The 20,469-nt window shown below is 39.0% G+C and carries 20 protein-coding genes; 17 read left to right on the top strand and 3 right to left on the bottom strand.

All coding sequences use genetic code 11. From position 1 onward, the window contains the following. Positions 1 to 47: 47 nt before the first annotated feature. The 4 genes from EWZ81_RS07940 (at position 48) to EWZ81_RS07925 (ending at position 3,325) form a co-directional block, all read left to right on the top strand. Positions 48 to 1,892: a FapA family protein gene (locus tag EWZ81_RS07940; protein WP_165549592.1), complete on the top strand. Its 1,845-nt coding sequence runs from the start codon at positions 48 to 50 to the stop codon at positions 1,890 to 1,892. Between the two features lie 24 nt (positions 1,893 to 1,916). Further along, positions 1,917 to 2,468 (top strand): Holliday junction branch migration protein RuvA, encoded by a 552-nt coding sequence (ruvA, locus tag EWZ81_RS07935; protein ID WP_165549591.1) that lies wholly within the window; start codon positions 1,917 to 1,919, stop codon positions 2,466 to 2,468. Between the two features lie 100 nt (positions 2,469 to 2,568). Beyond that, positions 2,569 to 2,955, top strand: a complete 387-nt coding sequence (locus EWZ81_RS07930; RefSeq protein WP_240331385.1) for a DUF3519 domain-containing protein — start codon at positions 2,569 to 2,571, stop codon at positions 2,953 to 2,955. Continuing rightward, positions 2,888 to 3,325, top strand: a complete 438-nt coding sequence (locus EWZ81_RS07925) for a DUF3519 domain-containing protein (RefSeq protein WP_165549590.1) — start codon at positions 2,888 to 2,890, stop codon at positions 3,323 to 3,325. The genes EWZ81_RS07930 and EWZ81_RS07925 overlap by 68 nt, the downstream gene beginning before the upstream one ends. Positions 3,326 to 4,584: 1,259 nt before the next feature. On the opposite strand, the gene EWZ81_RS07920 is transcribed toward EWZ81_RS07925, so the two are convergent. After that, complete coding sequence (locus tag EWZ81_RS07920; protein ID WP_097706702.1) at positions 4,585 to 5,316, bottom strand: NYN domain-containing protein; 732 nt, start codon at positions 5,314 to 5,316, stop codon at positions 4,585 to 4,587. A gap of 131 nt (positions 5,317 to 5,447) precedes the next feature. On the opposite strand from EWZ81_RS07920, the gene ruvC reads away from it, so the two are divergent. Then, a complete protein-coding gene (gene ruvC / locus EWZ81_RS07915) occupies positions 5,448 to 5,921 on the top strand; it encodes a crossover junction endodeoxyribonuclease RuvC (RefSeq protein ID WP_001221154.1) in 474 nt (157 codons plus the stop codon). Here the strand turns inward: ruvC and EWZ81_RS07910 are convergent, their stop codons facing one another. Then, positions 5,922 to 8,297 (bottom strand): TonB-dependent receptor, encoded by a 2,376-nt coding sequence (locus tag EWZ81_RS07910; RefSeq protein WP_165549589.1) that lies wholly within the window; start codon positions 8,295 to 8,297, stop codon positions 5,922 to 5,924. A gap of 314 nt (positions 8,298 to 8,611) precedes the next feature. Between EWZ81_RS07910 and EWZ81_RS07905 the strand changes: the two genes are divergently transcribed. The 3 genes from EWZ81_RS07905 to EWZ81_RS07895 all read left to right on the top strand — a co-directional run bounded on the left by EWZ81_RS07905 (position 8,612) and on the right by EWZ81_RS07895 (position 11,464). After that, on the top strand, positions 8,612 to 10,138 hold the full coding sequence (locus EWZ81_RS07905; protein ID WP_165549588.1) for a catalase: 1,527 nt from the start codon (positions 8,612 to 8,614) through the stop codon (positions 10,136 to 10,138). A gap of 150 nt (positions 10,139 to 10,288) precedes the next feature. Continuing rightward, positions 10,289 to 11,164 (top strand): twin-arginine translocation signal domain-containing protein, encoded by an 876-nt coding sequence (locus EWZ81_RS07900; RefSeq protein WP_165549587.1) that lies wholly within the window; start codon positions 10,289 to 10,291, stop codon positions 11,162 to 11,164. A gap of 84 nt (positions 11,165 to 11,248) precedes the next feature. Next, complete coding sequence (locus EWZ81_RS07895; protein WP_001206518.1) at positions 11,249 to 11,464, top strand: hypothetical protein; 216 nt, start codon at positions 11,249 to 11,251, stop codon at positions 11,462 to 11,464. 57 nt (positions 11,465 to 11,521) lie between these two features. On the opposite strand, the gene EWZ81_RS07890 is transcribed toward EWZ81_RS07895, so the two are convergent. Then, positions 11,522 to 11,851, bottom strand: coding sequence for a zinc ribbon domain-containing protein YjdM (locus tag EWZ81_RS07890; protein WP_165549586.1), 330 nt, complete (start codon positions 11,849 to 11,851; stop codon positions 11,522 to 11,524). Positions 11,852 to 12,201: 350 nt separating this feature from the next. On the opposite strand from EWZ81_RS07890, the gene cdh reads away from it, so the two are divergent. From cdh to pgbB, 9 genes are all read left to right on the top strand, one after another. Next, positions 12,202 to 12,936, top strand: coding sequence for a CDP-diacylglycerol diphosphatase (cdh, locus tag EWZ81_RS07885; RefSeq protein ID WP_165549585.1), 735 nt, complete (start codon positions 12,202 to 12,204; stop codon positions 12,934 to 12,936). 208 nt (positions 12,937 to 13,144) lie between these two features. Next, the gene (flgE, locus tag EWZ81_RS07880; protein WP_000946402.1) at positions 13,145 to 15,301 is read left to right on the top strand and encodes a flagellar hook protein FlgE; all 2,157 of its coding nucleotides are present in this window, start codon (positions 13,145 to 13,147) and stop codon (positions 15,299 to 15,301) included. Positions 15,302 to 15,359: 58 nt separating this feature from the next. Further along, on the top strand, positions 15,360 to 15,713 hold the full coding sequence (hypA, locus tag EWZ81_RS07875; protein WP_000545280.1) for a hydrogenase/urease nickel incorporation protein HypA: 354 nt from the start codon (positions 15,360 to 15,362) through the stop codon (positions 15,711 to 15,713). A gap of 3 nt (positions 15,714 to 15,716) precedes the next feature. Next, entirely contained in the window at positions 15,717 to 16,178 is a 462-nt protein-coding gene (gene mua / locus EWZ81_RS07870; RefSeq protein ID WP_165549584.1) for a nickel-binding protein Mua, read from the top strand. After that, on the top strand, positions 16,178 to 17,260 hold the full coding sequence (gene lpxB / locus EWZ81_RS07865) for a lipid-A-disaccharide synthase (RefSeq protein ID WP_165549583.1): 1,083 nt from the start codon (positions 16,178 to 16,180) through the stop codon (positions 17,258 to 17,260). Before mua ends, lpxB begins: the two co-directional genes overlap by 1 nt. A 40-nt stretch (positions 17,261 to 17,300) precedes the next feature. Beyond that, the gene (gene greA / locus EWZ81_RS07860) at positions 17,301 to 17,795 is read left to right on the top strand and encodes a transcription elongation factor GreA (RefSeq protein ID WP_001031343.1); all 495 of its coding nucleotides are present in this window, start codon (positions 17,301 to 17,303) and stop codon (positions 17,793 to 17,795) included. Then, positions 17,785 to 18,222, top strand: a complete 438-nt coding sequence (gene dut, locus EWZ81_RS07855; protein WP_000694189.1) for a dUTP diphosphatase — start codon at positions 17,785 to 17,787, stop codon at positions 18,220 to 18,222. The genes greA and dut overlap by 11 nt, the downstream gene beginning before the upstream one ends. Next, on the top strand, positions 18,219 to 18,875 hold the full coding sequence (locus tag EWZ81_RS07850; RefSeq protein ID WP_079358826.1) for a hypothetical protein: 657 nt from the start codon (positions 18,219 to 18,221) through the stop codon (positions 18,873 to 18,875). Before dut ends, EWZ81_RS07850 begins: the two co-directional genes overlap by 4 nt. A gap of 4 nt (positions 18,876 to 18,879) precedes the next feature. Next, on the top strand, positions 18,880 to 20,469 hold a 1,590-nt coding region (gene pgbB, locus EWZ81_RS07845; protein WP_165549582.1), incomplete at its 3' end, for a plasminogen-binding protein PgbB.

The raw sequence follows: 20,469 nt of genomic DNA, 5'->3' as shown, positions 1-20,469 counted from the left end.
TATTTCTTTTTTCAAATTCTTATATTATACCATTTAAGGATTAAAAAATGAGCTTGGAGCGTTTTGCCCCTATAAAAGTTGAGCGGTGCAAAGACATTCAAAAAGAATTAAAAAAAGCGGCCGCTGAACATAAATTGCAAACAGAAGATCTATGGTTTGAGATCTTAAAAACTTCTATTTTTATCAAAAACAGCGCTAAAGATGATTTTAGCGAGGCTTTTGGTGGGGAATTGCAGCAATTAGAAGAAGAGGAATACTATGAAAAAAAAGAGCTAACCCTTTATCAAACCCATGATATTAAAATCAAATCAAACGCTTACAAACGCTTTTTTGAAGTGCAAGTGGATGAAGATTTAAGCAAAATAGAAATTATTTTAGACGAGTGTTTTATTGTCCTAGACACTGAAGAGCATTACCAAGAAATGTTTGCGTATATTAAAGAGCGTTTGGCTTTTGAGGGCGTGGTGTTTAGGCATTTTTCACAAATGTATGAAAATTTAAAAACAGAATTAAGAAAATATCAAAAAGAAGCCCAAAATAAACGCTTTATTTTATACGCTTCTTCAACCTTTATCCCTAATGTAGAAGAACAATCCCATTTTTTATTAGAAGAAGAATACCTTCCAACGCATACCATTTTTTTAAGCGATCAAGAAGAATCGCTTGTTAAAGAAAATTACTATATCGCTAAAGAAAATCAAAAAGTCGCTTGCGTGAGTTACCCCAAACAAGGCAGAGACGGCCGTAACCTCAAAGGTCTTTATATTGAATTGCCCAAAGTCGCCCATTCGCCCACCCCTATAGGGCATGACAAAAACGCTTTTGAAGAAAGAGAAGAAAGTAACGCTTTAGTGTATTACTCCAAAGCCTTACAAGGGGTTAAAATGGAAAAAGGGCGTTTGGTTTCTAAGCAAAATTTTATCTTTAAAAACGGGATCAAATCCATTGAAACGCCTAATCTTTTAGGGGGAGTGGAGAGCGGGCTGGTTTTAGAGATTCAAGCGAAAGACGAATTGAGCGATGCGATTGATTCTAACCTCATTTTAGAAGCGAGCGCGATTAACATTAAGGGCAATGTGGGCAAGAACGTGATCTTAGTGGCTAAAGAAATTACCATAGAAGGGCAAATCCACCCTGAAAGCTATGTCTATGCCAATCAAGCGCGTATCACTAACCATAAGGGCGTGTGCTACGCTAAAGAGTTTGAGTGCAAGTATTTAGAGCGCGCTAAAGTGTATGCAAATAGCGTTAAAGTGGAAGCGAGTGCAGGGAGCGTGGTCTATGCGAAAGAAATCGCTTTGGAAAAGCTTAAAAGCGATAACAAGCTGTATTTTTCCAAGCAATGTTGGATTGATGAGGTGGATGGTAATGGTAACCGCTTTATTTTTTACGCTTTTGGGGGGCGAGAAAACCAAGAAGAATTGAATATTGCTAAACAAAAACTCAATGCGTTAGGGTTAAAATCTAAAAAAATCATCGCTCAGCACCAGTCTTTAAACCATTTAGTCAAAAACCATCAAGCCATCATGGAAAAGCTTAAAAACGCCACTGAAGAAATCAAACGCTCTTTAATGCAACAAGAAAGCGTGAAAGACGCTTATAGCGAGTTTATGTTTGCTTTAAAGCGTTTGAAAATCCTAAAAGCTCAAATGCTAGAATTGCAAAAAATCAATAACGAATGTTACGCTAAACTCATCAGCATAGAAAACAGCTTCCAGCATGCAAGCATTACGACTAAAAACCCTTTCAAGCAAGAAAATATCGTGATTTACCATCGCAATTACCCTAAAGTGAGCAACTTGAGCGCTATGTTAAGCCACAATGAAAGCGTGGATGTGATCTATGAAGATCATAAAATCAAAAAAGTCCCTAAAAGCGCGATAAAAGGCTAGAACAAGAAATAAAAAAGGGATAAAATGATAGTGGGTTTGATAGGGGTTGTGGAAAAAATCTCTGCTTTAGAAGCGCATATAGAAGTGCAAGGGGTTGTTTATGGGGTGCAAGTTTCTATGCGAACGGCTGCTTTGCTTCAAGCGGGCCAAAAAGCGCGTTTGAAAATCTTACAAGTGATCAAAGAAGATGCGCATCTTTTATACGGGTTTTTAGAAGAGAGTGAAAAAATCCTTTTTGAAAGGCTTTTGAAAATCAATGGGGTAGGGGGGCGTATCGCTTTAGCCATTCTTTCAAGCTTTTCGCCGAACGAATTTGAAAACATTATCGCCACTAAAGAAGTCAAAAGACTCCAGCAAGTCCCAGGCATAGGCAAAAAGCTCGCCGATAAGATCATGGTGGATCTCATTGGCTTTTTCATTCAAGATGAAAACAGACCCGCACGCAATGAAGTCTTTTTAGCCCTAGAGAGTTTGGGCTTTAAAAGCGCTGAAATCAATTTAGTCTTAAAAACCCTAAAACCCAATCTCAGCATAGAAGTAGCGATTAAAGAAGCCTTACAACAACTGCGTTCTTAAAAAAAGGTTTTTGGATTAGCGCGCATGATAGAGCGTAGGATAGCCTAATAAGATAAAGTAGGGAACGAGTGAAACAGAAGCTAAAGAATACGCCCTAAGCGTGATTAAAACGATACCGGAAGTGATTGACAAAGGCGTTAAAGGCACGGATCATTTAGGGCGTGTGTTTGTAGAATACGATAATAAAATAGTAGGGTTGCATAACGAGTGGAAAAATGAAGAATTAAATAACCATTGGGTAGTAAGCAGTTATGAATTACACAGGGAGAAGCAAGCGTTACCGTCGACTCCGCAAGCAATCACTAAAGAAAAGCACATTAATTCTTTAAACTCCGTTGAACCTAATCCTACCACAAACGCGCTTAAAACACAAGCGCCTACCCATTTAAGCCCTTTAGAACAAGCCAACGCCGAAAAGCTTGCAAAGCCGAGAAAAACAATACAAAAAGTTAGGACTAACAAAAGAGCAAGCCAAAGAAGGGACTAACGAACTACTTAAGGAAATCCCTAACATTCTACAAAAAGGATTAAAAGAAGAAGACAGGCCAGGTTATGCGGCTATTATTCTAAACAATTCAAAAGTAATTTTAAGTAAGTTTAAGGGAGATAACGAACTAAAAAATCATTATATGATTACAAGTTTTGAAGTGGATGATAAGGTTTTAAGGGAGTTAGAAACCATTGCACCACTTTCTAACGATTACGGAGATGGCAGTAGCATCTCAAACCTTATTGAAAATAATCCTACTCAAAAACCCTCAACAAGTCAAGAAATTTTATTAAAAAATACAGAATTAAATAACCAAACCACACCAGAAGCTAAAAATTTAAGCCCCTTAGCACAAATGCAAGCATAAAAGCATGAGCTAATGCTAAAAACAATGCAAAAAAATGCGTAAAACAAAATGATAAGGATAAATCTATAAAAAACATTAGCAAAATCTCAAAAATAGCGATTAAACATCAGTTATGAGCTGAGTGTTAGACATGCTTGATAAAGCTAATGCGTTGGAACTATAAAACAAAAATTTTAATAAGTCAAGGGAGTTAAGAAATGAAAAGGATTAAAAAGCCTCACCTTGACCATACACAAGCCCTTTCGTCTTATGTGTCAGGGTCTCTTGGCACACTTAAAGTGTTTTTAGTATGGGTTAGAAAATATTCTCTAACCCACGCCTTGACAATATTAGCACAAAAACATTAAACAATAGAAAGAGTGAATTAGTTTTAAGAACAATGTTCAAGAGTAACGGAGATTATAAGAATAACAACGCTTATAAAGCATTTTCAAGCACCGGACTCAATGCTAACGCAAAGGTTCAGCCATAGGTCGAGTTCCCATGGTGGTGCTGAAAAGAACAATACTTAAAAAACTTTAATAAGTCAAGGAGTGAAAAATGATGCATCAATCAAAGCCTTAATACAAGACACCAAACCCTCTAAGGGGCAACCATAGGTCGAGTTCCTATAGCGATGTCTGTAAGAATGCTACCATAAAAACCCCAACAAAGTCAAATAACGACCTAAATCTTTTCAAAGAGAACGCAAGGAGAATGGCAAGGAGAATGAATGAAAACAAAAAATGATGTTAAAGCAGAGATGAACAAGGCGGACATTATCCACTCTTTCATTCCGCAGGATAGCTGAAAATGCTAAAAAGCAATGAGTGGGCTACCATTGAAACTAAAAAAATTAAATTAAATAAGTCAAGGGAGTCAAGAAATGAAAACGAGCGAAAGTTATAACCAAATCCTAGAAAAAGCGAGAACGATAATGGATAAGGCCGAATGATTAAAGAGTGAGTGGGTTATTACAAAGTTTAAAAAAAGTAGGAAATCTTAGAGAGCAAGCTAAGTTTATAGACCCTAGCTTAATTACAAAAGATGGAGAGCGCTTAGCTTCTTCTTTAAACTCTAAATAATCCCAATCCTACCACAAAAAAATAAGCAAGAAGTAACGAACTACCCGAGCTTACCCAGTCAGTATGAGAAAAATAAGCCTAAAAACCCCTTTAAAAATTTTGACTCTGTTTTAATTAAACGCCAATAGTTCTTATTGGAGTTTTTAAAAAATGATTTTTTAAACTCTATAAAAATGAAATAAGCCTTTTTAGGGTTTAGTTTAAAGCCCAGTTGGTTTTAGTGAGATTTTCTCTGATGGAAAACAGCTTGTCCTTGACTTCGTTACTGCTCAATTTCCTCACTTTATCCGAATTGTATTTCAAATCCTGGCTAAGAAGAGACAGCCTGTTAGACAGATCGGCAATATCCACCCTTAGCCCCTCATCTCTGGCTAATTTGAGCGCGGGGATTAGATCCGTATCTTTTGAAAATATCAAAATCCTATCAGCTATTTTTTTAAAGGCTATTCTTTGAATGTCAAGACCCATGAGCATATCCACCTGCTTTTGTTCTAATAACGCCTTATAACTCCCATCAAACTCCACTCTTATTGCGTTTAACTTAGTCCTCCCCAATCTCAATTCCACTTGATCCAATGAAGCTAGATCGTGTTGGAAATTTTCCACATCGCTATAAATCTTCTCCCATTTAGTCGCTTCACTGCTTTGTAAGATCTCTTCAATGTCGTTGCTTGTGAAGATTTTCATTTCTGTTCCCGGATTTTTTTCATTTTGGAGGGTGTCGTTCCTTTTATCCCACAACGCATGTTCAAAATCAAAGGGTGGGGTGGTATAAAAGTAAATACGACTGATCCATTCATCATCTAGTAAAAAAGCTCTGATAGTAACGATCACATCTAAAGCGATATTGTAATTAACGCATTTTGTTTGTTTAATATCGCGCCTGAAATTCTCCCAATCCACTAGTATGATTGTGTTTGCTTTCATTTATTGCTCCCTTATTTATAGGCTAAATTTTTTAAAAATTCTTAATGTAATCTTGTATTTTGCACTAACAAGAAACATGGATATAATAATAGCGTTTTTTAAACCTTGCAATTAAATAATAGGAATGATTGATGCGTATTTTAGGAATAGACCCAGGCAGTAGGAAATGCGGGTATGCTATCATTTCTCACGCTTCTAACAAGCTTTCTTTAATCACGGCCGGGTTCATTAATATCACCACGACACGCTTGCAAGAACAAATCTTAGACTTGATAGAAGCCTTAGATTGCTTATTGGATCGTTACGAAGTCAATGAGGTAGCGATTGAGGATATTTTCTTTGGGTATAACCCTAAAAGCGTGATCAAGCTTGCGCAATTCAGGGGGGCGTTGTCCTTAAAGATTTTAGAAAGGATCGGTAATTTTAGCGAATACACGCCCTTACAAGTCAAAAAAGCTCTAACCGGTAACGGGAAAGCCGCTAAAGAGCAAGTAGCCTTTATGGTCAAACGCTTGCTAAACATCACAAGCGAAATCAAGCCTTTGGATATTAGCGATGCGATAGCTGTTGCTATCACGCATGCACAACGCTTAAAGCCCCACTAATCACCATTTGTAAGCTACTTCAAAACGCGCGTTAAAACCAGGCTCTGCGATCGCTCTTTTAACAGCGTCAGTGCCTGGCATATCCGGGCTCATGACATAGGGGCTTGTTTGATCCACATAGAATTTGTTGAAAACGTTATTAAACACGGCTGAAAGCAGCAAACCCTTCCAGCGGCTTTTGGTTTTAGGACTCCAATTGATATAAAAATTACTCACGCCATAGCCCGGTTTATGCATATGCACTAACCCTAATTGGGATCCGCATTTGGCTAAATCGGTAGGGGTTTTGGGTTTCTCAGCCGTCCCGTAATCAGGCAAGTAAATATCAAACCCGCAATAATCTAAACCGGTGACAAAACGGCTAAGCCAAGCAAGATTGATCCCTGTTTTGGGGATGGTGTAATCCAATTTAATGATAAAAACATTACCGGTGCTTGCGGCAAGCTCATAGCTGTCTGCCATTAAATACCCCCTAGTGGTGGGCCAGGTGCGCGAGATCCCCATGTTCAAACTCACGCCCTTGTATCTAAAAGTCCCACCCACTTCATAGCCATAAATGCGAATCGCTTGACTCAAATTGGTTACAATCAAATTTTGTGCATATTGTGAGATGAAATTATCTAAAGCCTGATAAAATGCCGCAGCCCTCCCGCTAAAATACTGGCCTGAATAATCAATATTAAATTCAGCGTTAGAGCCCACTTCAGGCTTGATATTTTTAGCGTATCGTAAATCGTTTTGGCGCATATACACGCCATCTCCTGGCATAACCCCCCTTGTAACTTGAGAATAAGTGATTTTTAATGATAAAGGCTCAATGGGGCTGATCACAAGAGCCGCGCTAGGGCTAAAGCCTTGAGTGTAGCGGTGGTTCCAGTCTTTATCATAAAGCGTGTATGCATCCCACCTTACCCCGGCTCCAAAAGTGATGATTTTATGAGGCGAGTAATTCGCTTGCACATAGCCTCCATAAATATTCCCGTTCGCTTTCCCTCTTTGGCACAAAGTAGGATCATTGGGGTTATTATCCACAAGAGAGCAAGCGATTTGTTTTTGCCCTTTATCATCAGTATAAACTTGATTAGGCCTGTATAATTCTGATTTAGGGATGCGAGCGTCAAAAACGCTTAAATTTTGGTAGTTGAATCCGTATTCAAAAAGGCTGTCTGTGGCTTCATCAATCACATGCGCGACTTTAAGGTTTAAGCCGGTGTTGTTTAAAAACAAATCCCTAGGCTGTGAGCTTGGTTTATCCACATCTGAAAAGCTTGGGGTGCAATACCCGCCTTCAACGCATGGGTAATTTTCTTTTTCCCATGCGCTCGCTTGAGAAGTGGGGAATCTAGCATAAACGCCATTAGGATCAAATAGGGGATCAAACTTGGCGTTTCTAATGCTTGTATAAAGGGTAAAATCTAATCGTGGGTCGCCAAAAGAATTTCCCGCTTCCCTTTTATATTGTAAGGAAAGATTGTTAGCGCTATTAATGGAGTGATACATGTATCTTGTGAAACTATCCAACACATTAGGACACCCTTGGTCGCTATCAGGGCTAAAAGGGGCTTCACAAGGATAGGCTAACCCTATAGCGTTACTCCTTAAAGGGCGTGTAGCGTTATCTCGTGTCATGTTCCAGCTGAAAGTGAGCGTGTCTCTATCGCTCAAATAACCATTCATTTTAACTAAAGCGTTGTTTTGCTCGCTGGGAGTTCCTGGCTCTTTATCGGCTTGTGTGGGATTGAAAAGGTTTTTTGTCGCTGTAGCGCCGCTTCTATAATAGAAGATGTTTTGGTGCGTGTAGTAAGCGATAATATCAAAATGCGCGTTTTGGTAAGCCGATCTGAAAGTTTCTCTGTCCCCAAAATTGGTATAAAAACTCACCGCCCCACTGGCTGCATAATTTTTCCCCCTAGGGATAAAATCAGCCGCTCCTTTAGTCTCCATTTTAATCACTCCTGCGATCGCTCCTGGCCCTGCACTCGCATTCGCTGCACCTTTGGTAACTTCCACGCTTTTGAGCATGCCAGGGTCAATCACGGTGTTGCCTTGGTGGTGGTAGATATTGCCATTTTGCGCAGCCCCATCCACCGTAACCCTTAAAAGCCTGTCTTCAATGCCTCTCACATAGATTTTCTGCCCCATCACGCTCCCTCCGCCCACATTCACATCAGGGTTAGTCCTAAACAAGTCCTTGACTTCATTGCTTTGGCGTTGATCCAATTCTTTAGAAGTTACTTTAAACTCATTGTTGTAAGTGAAAATTCTTTTAGCTTGGGTGGTAACCTTATTTAAAGTGCGCTCCTCGCTATAGCAAGTATCAGCGAGTAGGGGGAAACATAAAGCGTATCTAAGCTTTGGGTATGATCTTAAAAACATCAAACAACTCTCCTTAATCTGAAAATTCAAAAAATAAATAAAAAAAAACAAAATCCGTCAATGCATTGAGATAGAATAGTATGATAATTATTATTAAAACCAGATTAAAAATAAAATTTTGTTTTTAATCTTTCTTATTTTCATTAATTGTTACAAATAGAAATACTTAAGGGGGTTTTTTATTCTTAAAAAAAGGATTTTTTAAGCAAATTGAATCTTGTTAGTCTTTGTATAACAAATTATGTAATAATCACCACAAGTAATCGGTTTAGTGCTAGATTACGAAGATTTAAAACCAAATAAAGGAAAGAATCATGGTTAATAAAGATGTGAAACAAACCACTGCTTTTGGCGCTCCCGTTTGGGATGACAACAATGTGATTACAGCCGGCCCTAGAGGTCCTGTTTTATTGCAAAGCACTTGGTTTTTGGAAAAGTTAGCGGCGTTTGATCGAGAAAGGATCCCTGAAAGGGTAGTGCATGCTAAAGGAAGCGGAGCTTATGGCACTTTCACCGTGACTAAAGACATCACTAAATACACTAAAGCGAAAATTTTCTCTAAAGTGGGCAAAAAAACCGAATGCTTTTTCAGATTCTCTACTGTGGCAGGGGAAAAAGGCAGTGCGGATGCGGTGAGAGACCCTAGAGGTTTTGCGATGAAGTATTACACTGAAGAAGGTAATTGGGATTTAGTAGGGAACAACACGCCTGTTTTCTTTATCCGTGACGGGATCAAATTCCCTGATTTCATCCACACTCAAAAACGAGATCCTCAAACCAATTTGCCTAACCCCGACATGGTATGGGATTTTTGGAGTAATGTTCCTGAAAGTTTGTATCAAGTAACATGGGTTATGAGCGATAGAGGTATTCCTAAATCTTTCCGCCACATGGATGGTTTTGGCAGCCACACTTTCAGCCTTATCAACGCAAAAGGCGAACGCTTTTGGGTGAAATTCCACTTTGAAACCATGCAAGGCGTTAAGCACTTGACTAACGAAGAAGCTGCAGAAATCAGAAAGCATGATCCTGATTCCAATCAAAGGGATTTATTCGATGCGATCGCTAGAGGGGATTTCCCAAAATGGAAATTAAGCATTCAAGTGATGCCAGAAGAAGATGCTAAAAAGTATCGATTCCATCCGTTTGATGTGACTAAAATTTGGTATCTCAAAGATTATCCATTGATGGAAGTGGGCATTGTAGAGTTGAATAAAAATCCTGAAAACTATTTCGCAGAAGTGGAGCAAGCGGCATTCACTCCGGCTAATGTCGTTCCTGGAATTGGCTATAGCCCTGATAGGATGTTACAAGCTCGCTTGTTCTCTTATGGAGACACACACCGCTACCGCTTAGGGGTTAATTATCCTCAGATACCGGTCAATAGACCAAGGTGCCCGTTCCACTCTTCTAGCAGAGATGGTTACATGCAAAATGGATACTACGGCTCTTTACAAAACTATACGCCTAGCTCATTGCCTGGCTATAAAGAAGATAAGAGCGCAAGAGATCCTAAATTCAACTTAGCTCATATTGAGAAAGAGTTTGAAGTGTGGAACTGGGATTACAGAGCTGAAGATAGCGATTACTACACCCAACCAGGCGATTACTACCGCTCATTGCCAGCTGATGAAAAAGAAAGGTTGTATGACACTATTGGAGGGTCTTTAGCTCATGTTACCCATAAGGAAATTGTGGATAAACAATTGGAGCATTTCAAGAAAGCTGACCCCAAATACGCTGAGGGAGTTAAAAAAGCTCTTGAAAAACACCAAAAAATGATGAAAGAGATGCATGACATGCATGGAAAAGACATGCACCACATGAAAAAGAAAAAGTAACCCTTTTCTTTGAACGTTCTTATTTTTTAGGAATGCTTTGTCTTTCAAAATTTAGGTTTTTGGATACTTATCAACCCTTTAGGGTTGGTGGTGTGTCCTACTTTTTCATTCATTCAACGAATTTAAAAATTACAATAAAGAGTTATAGTTATGAAACGAAGGGATTTTATTAAAACGACTGCTTTAGGCGCTACAGGTGCTGTTTTAGGAGCGCAGATTTTGCAGGCAAAGGAAAGCCAAGAGAGTGTTGCAAAATATAAAATAGAGGCTGAGTACAGCATTGATTTTGATTCTGCAGAACACACTTCACTTTTCATTCCCATGCCGAGCGTTGCAGCGAGCAATGTGAATTTACAAGGCAATCATGCTAGCTATGAAAGCATGCTCAATTTTGGAGTGCCTTATTTGCAAGTGGAATTTTTAAAAAGCGCTCAAAAAAAACGAGTCCATTTGTCTTATGAGATCGCTAGCTATCAATTAAATGAGCGTTTGTTTGAAACGAGTGATTTTGTAGCAATGGGGCGTTATGAAAGAGACGATGCGAGCGTGGCTAATATTGCCAACCAGCTCAAGGGAACAACCCCTAAAGAAAGCGTTCGCAATTTTTATGCGTTCATCAAGCATGAGATGCCCAAGAGACAAAAGGCTCTAGAGGGTAAAGAAAATTTACCTAAACGAGATAGTTTGCCTTGGTTTGCAACCATTTCACAAGAGAGCATGTTTGTGTCCTTATGTCATGCGTGCGGGATTAAAAGTGCTGAAGTGCAAGGCTTGAAATTGGCTCAAAACAGCGTGGTGAAAAACGCTTCTAGAGTGGAAGTGTATTTGAAAGATTCCTTGTTAGCGTTTGATTTTCAAAATAATCACAAGGAAGTCTTTATCCCGTTGAACCGCCATAAAGACATGCAATTAGATACTGCATTGTTGGCGACTTTTGGCGATGCCTTTGCCCTTGTGGATGGTAGGGATTTAGGCAATTACGAGAGTAAACTTTTTGAAAAAAGAGTGTCCTATACGATTGTCTAAAGGCATGGGATTTAGGAATCTTCCTTAATGGTGAGCTTTCCTTTTTAGGAGGGTTTGCAAAAAGAATTTGAAAGGGTTGTCTTTATGCGAGAATTTTTTAAGAAACTTGGCACAGAATACGCTTCCAAGCTGTTTTTAATTTATTGGCTTAGATGGATGTTGAGCGCGTTGGTGATGCTGCCTTTTATGGAGGTTTTTTATTATTTCAATTTTCCGTTGTGGCTCAATCTTTTCTTGGGGCAAACCATTGGAGCGGTGATTTTTTTCAAGCTGGATAAGTTGATTTTTTCTAAAAAGTGATTTTTACAAGCTTAAAAAGCCACTAAGCTTTTCTTGCTCTTAAGTTTTTGTATTTTCCTAAGCTTTTTTGAGGAATTCAGATTTTAAAGACAGACTCTGCCCTTCTATTTTACAATCCACATTATGATCGCTATTGACAAGCCTGATATTTTTGATTTTGGTGCCTTTTTTAAGCACTAAAGATGAACCTTTAACCTTTAAATCCTTAATGAGAATGACTGAGTCCCCATTTTGTAAAAGATTGTTGTGGCAATCTTTAACGATCAATTCTTCATCATTAACTTCATTCTCATTCCATTCATGCAAACAGCTAGAGCAAACCAATTGCACGCCATCATGGTAGGTGTAGGCATCGTTGCATTTAGGGCATGGGGGTAAATCTTGCATGATAATTGTCCTTATTGTGGTATCAGTATGACGATATTACTTAAAGTAAGGTTATAAAACGCTTTATTGTGATAAGTATCAACCCCATAAGATCGCATGACGAAAAATTATCACCTGCTTAGTGCAAGCTATTTAATATTTTAAAAAATTCTTTTAGCATTTTTAATGCCATCAATTTAAGTTTTTTCTGGTTAGTATTTAAAAAGCTCTTTTTAGAAATAGGTTACTAAAAGTTACTAATAAGTTAAAATTCGTTAAAATAATCATAATGATTAGAGCTTTTAACCACTATTGTAGAAAAATAACAAGAGAGTTTGTAAAAACTCCCATTAAAAACAAGGAGCAAAAAGATGAAAAAAGCGGGCTTTCTTTTTTTAGCGATGATAGCTATCGTTGTTATGGGTTTAAACGCTAAAGATCCGAATGTGTTGCGTAAGATTGTTTTTGAGAAATGTTTGCCTAATTATGAGAAAAATCAGAATCCTTCGCCATGCATAGAAGTCAAACCCGATGCCGGCTATGTGGTTTTAAAAGATATTAACGGCCCGTTGCAATATTTGTTGATGCCAACAACTCACATTAGCGGTATTGAAAGCCCTTTGTTGCTTGATTCTTCTACGCCTAACTTTTTTTATTTATCCTGGCAAGCACGTGATTTTATGAGTAAAAAATACGGCAAACCCATTCCTGATAGCGCAATCTCTTTGACGATTAACTCTAGCAAAGGGCGATCGCAAAACCATTTTCATATCCATATCTCTTGCATTAGCCTTGATGCGCGCAAACAGCTGGACAATAATTTAAAAAAAATCAACAGCCGTTGGTCGCCATTATCAGGTGGCTTGAACGGGCATAAATATTTGGCGCGTCGGGTAACAGAGAGCGAATTGGCGCAAAAAAGCCCCTTTATTATGCTTGCTAAAGAAGCGCCTAATGCGCACAAACGCATGGGGGACTATGGCTTAGCGGTGGTGCAACAAAGCGATAACTCCTTTGTCTTATTAGCGACACAATTTAACCCATTGACTTTAAATCGCGCTTCAGCCGAAGAGATTCAAGATCATGAATGCGCGATTTTGCGCTAAAGCGAGTTAGATTCTTAAATTTGAGCGATAAGCTTTAAAAAGCATTATGGGGGTAGTGTTACAAAACCCCCTATTTCCTTATGAATTTGACCGATCTTTTTGATTAACAAAACTTTAAAATCCGCAACCAATCATTCTAAAAAGCTATTTAGGAACAACTTTTGCTTTATTCTGCATAGATTGAATTTCTTTAAATTAAAGGATAACCATGCTTAGGTCTTTATGGTCTGGTGTCAATGGGATGCAAGCCCACCAAATCGCTTTGGATATTGAGAGTAATAATATTGCGAACGTGAATACCACTGGTTTTAAATATTCTAGGGCTTCTTTTGTGGATATGCTTTCTCAAGTCAAACTCATCGCTACCGCGCCCTATAAAAACGGGTTAGCAGGGCAGAATGACTTTTCTGTGGGGCTTGGGGTAGGCGTGGATGCGACGACTAAAATCTTTTCGCAAGGCAATATCCAAAACACAGATGTCAAAACCGATCTAGCGATTCAAGGCGATGGCTTTTTTATTATTAGCCCTGATAGGGGGATCACGCGCAATTTCACTAGAGACGGGGAGTTCCTTTTTGACTCGCAAGGGAGTTTGGTTACCACCGGCGGGCTTGTGGTGCAAGGGTGGGTGAGAAACGGGAGCGATACCGGCAATAAAGGGAGCGATACGGACGCTTTAAAAGTGGATAATACCGGCCCTTTAGAAAACATTAGAATTGATCCTGGAATGGTGATGCCTGCTAGAGCGAGTAACCGCATTTCTATGAGGGCGAATTTAAACGCTGGAAGGCATGCCGATCAAACAGCGGCGATATTTGCTTTGGATTCTTCAGCCAAAACCCCTTCAGATGGCATTAATCCGGTGTATGATTCAGGCACGAATTTAGCTCAAGTCGCCGAAGACATGGGATCTTTATACAATGAAGATGGCGACGCTCTTTTATTGAATGAAAATCAAGGGATTTGGGTGAGCTATAAGAGTGCAAAAATGGTTAAAGACATCCTCCCTTCTGCAGAAAACAGCACGCTTGAGTTGAATGGGGTTAAGATTTCTTTCACTAACGATTCAGCGGTGAGCCGGACTTCAAGCCTAGTGGCAGCCAAAAATGCGATCAATGCGGTCAAAAGTCAAACAGGGATTGAAGCTTATTTGGACGGCAAGCAATTGCGTTTGGAAAACACTAATGAATTAGACGGCGATGAAAAGCTTAAAAACATTGTGGTTACTCAAGCCGGAACCGGGGCGTTCGCTAACTTTTTAGACGGCGATAAAGATGTAACGGCTTTCAAATACAGTTATACGCATTCTATCAGCCCTAATGCGGATATTGGGCAGTTTAGGACCACTGAAGACTTGCGCGCATTAATCCAGCATGACGCTAATATCGTAAAAGATCCTAGCTTAGCGGACAATTACCAAGATTCAGCCGCTTCTATAGGGGTTACAATCAACCAATACGGCATGTTTGAAATCAACAATAAAGACAATAAAAATGTCATTAAAGAAAATCTTAATATCTTTGTGAGCGGGTATTCTTCAGACAGCGTAACGAACAATGTTTTGTTTAAAAACGCCATGAAAGGGCTTAATACCGCTTCTTTGATTGAAGGTGGAGCGTCAGCTAGCAGTTCTAAATTCACCCACGCTACGCATGCGACAAGCATTGATGTGATAGACAGCTTAGGCACCAAACACGCCATGCGCATTGAGTTTTATAGAAGTGGGGGAGCGGAATGGAATTTTAGAGTGATCGTGCCTGAGCCTGGGGAATTAGTAGGGGGGTCAGCGGCTAGGCCTAATGTGTTTGAAGGGGGCCGTTTGCATTTTAATAACGACGGATCGCTTGCGGGCATGAACCCGCCTCTTTTGCAATTTGACCCTAAAAATGGTGCTGATGCCCCCCAACGCATCAATTTGGCCTTTGGTTCCTCAGGGAGTTTTGATGGGCTAACGAGCGTGGATAAGATTTCTGAAACTTATGCGATTGAGCAAAACGGCTATCAGGCGGGCGATTTGATGGATGTCCGCTTTGATTCAGACGGGGTGCTTTTAGGAGCGTTCAGTAATGGTAGGACTTTAGCGCTCGCTCAAGTGGCTTTAGCGAATTTCGCTAACGATGCGGGCTTACAGGCTTTAGGCGGGAATGTCTTTTCTCAAACCGGAAACTCAGGGCAAGCCTTAATCGGTGCGGCTAATACGGGTCGTAGGGGTTCAATTTCAGGATCTAAACTGGAGTCTAGTAATGTGGATTTGAGCCGGAGTTTAACGAATTTGATTGTGGTTCAAAGGGGGTTTCAAGCGAACTCTAAAGCAGTAACCACATCTGATCAAATCCTTAACACCCTATTGAATCTCAAGCAATAAACCAAAGGATTACTCTAATACAATATAATAGGGGCTAATTTAAAGATTAAGGTTTAGTATGCATGAATACTCGGTCGTTTCTTCTTTAATCGCTCTTTGCGAAGAGCATGCGAAGAAGAATCAAGCCCATAAGATTGAAAGAGTCGTGGTCGGTATTGGCGAAAGAAGTGCTATGGATAAGAGCTTGTTCGTGAGTGCGTTTGAGACTTTTAGAGAAGAATCTTTGGTGTGTAAAGACGCTATTTTAGACATCGTGGATGAAAAGGTTGAATTAGAGTGTAAGGATTGTTCGCATGTTTTTAAGCCTAACGCCCTAGATTATGGGGTGTGTGAGAAATGCCACAGCAAGAATGTCATTATCACTCAAGGCAATGAAATGCGTTTGTTGTCTTTAGAAATGTTAGCGGAATAACCGATGCAAGAAGAATTGAACGCTTACCAGCAAGAAATTGAAGACACTAGAGGAGTTTTAAAAAAAATCCGTTTGGAATTGAAGCAAGTCCAAGAAATCTTGCGTAAGAAAAAGAGCGTTTTAAAAGGTTTGAAGCAAGAAATCTATCAAAAGAAATTAGAAAAAGAAAACTCCCACTCAAACAAAGAAACACAAAATACAGAAGAGGATGTGATTTTCCCTAAAGCCCTTGAAGAAGTGGAGGTTTATGCCAAAGACAATCAGGTTATTATGGCAAAACCATGTAAGCGTTTATTCAATGAAGGGCTTTACTTGCAATACCGCAGCGTTTTGCGCGAAAACAGGCTTTTAAAAAACCATCTTTCTAAAAAAGATTTTGAAAATTCGTTGCTCAAAATTGAATTGAGGGATTTGCATAAAGAAATCAAGCTCTATCAAGTCCAAAACCTTTTGAAAGACAAATAATGCCCACGATTTTAGTGAGCGCTTTGGAAGCGAGTTCTAATACGCATTTAGAGGAGTTACGGTGCAATTTGCCCAAAGATTATCGTTTCATTGGAGTGTTTGAAGGGAAAGACGCGCTCTATAGCCCTAGAGAATTTTCTGTCATGGGTTTTAGAGATGTGATAGGCCGTTTGGGGTTTTTACTCAAAGCCCATAAAGAAATGGTTCAATTAGCCAAACAAGCGGATATGGTGCTTTTAATGGATTCTTCTTCGTTCAATATCCCCCTAGCCAAAAAAATCAAAAAACAAGATCCGCATAAAAAAATCATGTATTATATTTTACCGCAAGTTTGGGCATGGAAAAAATGGCGCGCTAAAAGCCTTGAAAAATACTGCGATTTTTTGGGAGCGATTTTGCCTTTTGAAGTGGGCTATTACCAAAAAAAAGCCCAATATGTGGGACACCCTTTATTAGATGAAATTAAATATTATAAAAAAGATATTAAGGGCGAAACTCTGGTGTTTATGCCAGGGAGTAGGAAAAGCGAAATCGCTAAAATGTTCCCTTTGTTTGTCAAAGCGGCTCAAATTTTAGAACAAAACGAAGGGTTTAAAAGGCGTGTGTTAGTCGTGCCGAGTTTCTTTAAGGGGTTGGATTTGAAAGCCCTTTATGGAGAAGATATTAAACTATTTGAAATTTCTTATGATGCGCATAAGAGTTTGTTTGAAGCGGAGTTTGCGTTCATTTGCAGCGGCACAGCGACTTTAGAGGCCGCTTTAATTGGCACGCCTTTTGCGTTAGCGTATAGGGCTAAAACGATGGATTTTTTGATTGCTAGAATGTTGGTCAATTTGCATTATATAGGACTCGCTAACATTTTTTATAATGCCTTAAATGATGAAACTCCAGGGCTTGGGGAGAGCCAATTGCACCCAGAATTGATCCAGCATTTTTTGAGCGTAGAGAGTTTGTTAAAAGCGTATGAAGAAATGGATAGGGAACGCTATTTTAAAGAAAGTTTGAGATTAAGGGAATATTTAAAACATGGGAGCGCAAAAAAGATTGCTAACGAAATGGCTTTTTTGCTGAATTTAACTTAATTTTTACTATAATCTCTACTGAATAAGCTTAGGAGATTAAATGAATAAAGAACCTATGAGTATGCATGGATACAATAAGATTTGTGCGGAATTAAAGCAATTAAAAGAGGTGGAACGGCCTAATATTGTGAAAGAAATTGATATTGCTAGAGGGCATGGGGATTTGAAAGAAAACGCTGAATACCATGCTGCTAAAGAAAAACAACGCTTCATTGAAGCGAGGATCGTGGATTTAAGCGAAATTGTCGCTAACGCTCAAGTGATTGATCCGAGCGTTTTAGCCCATAATAAAGTGAGTTTTGGGAGCACGATTAAAATCCTTAATTTAGACAACGATAAAGAGTTTTCTTACACGATAGTAGGGAGCGTGGAGAGCGATCCAGCTAAAGGGTTAATCTCTTTTGGTTCGCCGATCGCTAAGAGCTTGATAGGTAAGAGTAAGGGTGATGCGGTGAGCATTCAATTACCCAATGGCGAGAGCGATTTTGAAATTTTAGACATTTATTATAAAGAGATTTGTTTTGATGAAAATTAAAATCCAAAAAATCCACCCAAACGCCCTTATCCCTAAATACCAAACCGAGGGTTCTTCAGGTTTTGATTTGCATGCTGTAGAAGAAGTAACGATCAAATCTCATAGCGTGGGGTTGGTGAAAATAGGGATTTGTTTGTCTTTAGAAGTGGGGTATGAATTGCAGGTGCGCACCCGTAGCGGTTTGGCTTTGAACCATCAGGTGATGGTGTTAAACTCTCCTGGCACGGTGGATAATGATTATAGGGGCGAAATTAAGGTCATTTTAGCGAATTTGAGCGATAAAGATTTTAAAGTCCAAGTAGGGGATAGGATCGCTCAAGGGGTGGTTCAAAAAACTTATAAAGCCGAATTTATAGAATGCGAACAATTAGATGAAACTTCAAGGGGTAGCGGAGGATTTGGCAGCACAGGAGTGAGCAAGGCATGAATATTAAGGAAAATTTAGAGCAAGTTAAAAACGAATTCAAAAGCGATGAAAAGCTTTTAGAGGGGGCGTTTAGATTAGAAAAGTTTTTCAAACGCTACAAGTGGGTGTTGTTGTTTATCGTGGTGGCTTTTATCGCTTATTTAGGGGATACGAAATTGCAAGATTATAAGCATGAGCAAACTAGAGAGCGGATCACTCAAATTTATAATGAAGTGCTAGAGAGTCCTAATAATATAGCTTTGCAAAAAAGATTGAAAGAAGTCGCCCCAGAGCTGTATGATTTGTATCAGTTCGCCAGAGCGAGTGAAAGAAACGATGCAAACGAGTTTAAAAAACTTTCGCAATCTTCTAATGAAATCGTTAAAACTTTTGCACAATATTCTTACGCATCGCTCTCTAGAGATAAAAACCTACTTGAAAAAAGCCCCATTCTTAAAGAAATGAGCGCTTTACAAGAAGTGAACTTGTTGTATGAGGAAAATTCTAAAGACGCGATCAAAAAAGCGCATCAAAGTTTATCCGCTATCCCTCTAAGTTCTTCACTCTATGCTATAATCTCTGTTTTAAAACACTATGGAATGTTAGAAGATATTCAGCAAAACCCTTCCAAACCAACCAATCTAAAGAAAGAAACCATTCAAGGAACGCATTGATTTGATGAATAAACCATTTTTAATCTTACTCATAGCCCTAATTGTCTTTAGCGGCTGTAACATGAAAAAATACTTCAAACCCGCTAAACACCAGGTTAAAGGCGAAGCGTATTTCCCTAACCATTTGCAAGAAAGTATCGTTTCGTCCAATCGTTATGGAGCCATTTTGAAAAATGGAGCGGTTATAGGCGATAAAGGTTTAACGCAGCTAAGAATCGGTAAGAATTTCAATTACGAAAGCAGTTTTTTAAATGAGAGTCAGGGGTTTTTCATCCTTGCGCAAGATTGTTTGAACAAAATTGATAAAAAAACAAGCAAAAGAAAGGTGGCTAAAACTGAAGAAACGGAATTGAAATTAAAGGGCGTTGAAGCGGAAGTCCAAGATAAAGTCTGTCATCAAGTGGAATTGATTAGCAATAACCCTAACGCCAGCCAACAATCTATCGTTATTCCTTTGGAGACTTTTGCCTTGAGCGCGAGCGTTAAAGGGAATCTTTTAGCGGTGGTGTTAGCGGACAATTCAGCGAATTTATACGACATCACTTCTCAAAAATTGCTTTTTAGCGAGAAAGGTTCCCCAAGCACCACGATCAATTCTTTAATGGCGATGCCTATTTTTATGGATACGGTCGTGGTATTCCCCATGCTAGATGGGCGCTTGTTAGTCGTGGATTATGTGCATGGAAACCCTACGCCTATTAGAAACATTGTTATCAGCAGCGATAAGTTTTTTAACAATATCACCTACCTTATTGTAGATGGCAATAACATGATCGCTTCTACAGGGAAAAGGATACTCTCAGTCGTGAGCGGTCAAGAGTTCAACTATGATGGGGATATTGTGGATTTGCTCTATGATAAGGGGACTTTATATGTGCTGACTTTAGACGGGCAGATTTTGCAAATGGATAAGAGTTTGAGGGAATTAAACAGCGTGAAACTGCCCTTTGCTTCGCTCAATACCATTGTATTAAACCATAATAAATTGTATTCTTTAGAAAAACGAGGGTATGTGATAGAGGTGGATTTGAATGATTTTGATTCGTATAATGTCTATAAAACGCCAACTATAGGCAGTTTTAAGTTTTTTTCATCTAATCGTTTGGATAAAGGGGTGTTTTATGATAAAAATCGGGTGTATTATGATCGCTACTATTTAGATTATAATGATTTTAAACCAAAACTTTATCCCGTTGTAGAAAAACCGGCATCTAAAAAATCTCAAAAAGGCGAAAAAGGGAACGCTCCTATTTATTTGCAAGAAAGGCATAAAGCTAAAGAAAAGCCTTTAGAAGAAAACAAAGTTAAGCCAAGAAATAGCGGGTTTGAAGAAGAAGAAGTTAAAACCAGAAGGCGCGATATGGAGCCCACTAAGGATCAAAATAACGCTATCCAAAAAGGCATAAAAGAAAATCAAGAAAACAAAAACGCTCCTGCTTCAAAAGAGAGTAACGAAAAAGACGCAGAAAACGCTCCTATTTCAAAAGAGGATAACGCTATTAAAGAAGCGCCAAAACCAAATTCTAAAGAAGAAAAACGCCGCTTGAAAGAAGAAAAGAAAAAAGCCAAAGCCGAACAAAGAGCGAGAGAATTT

Source organism: Helicobacter pylori (genome assembly GCF_011140715.1).
GTDB lineage: Bacteria > Campylobacterota > Campylobacteria > Campylobacterales > Helicobacteraceae > Helicobacter > Helicobacter pylori_DA.
Note: the sequence above shows the minus strand (reverse complement) of the source record. Positions and strands in the feature narration are given on the sequence as shown.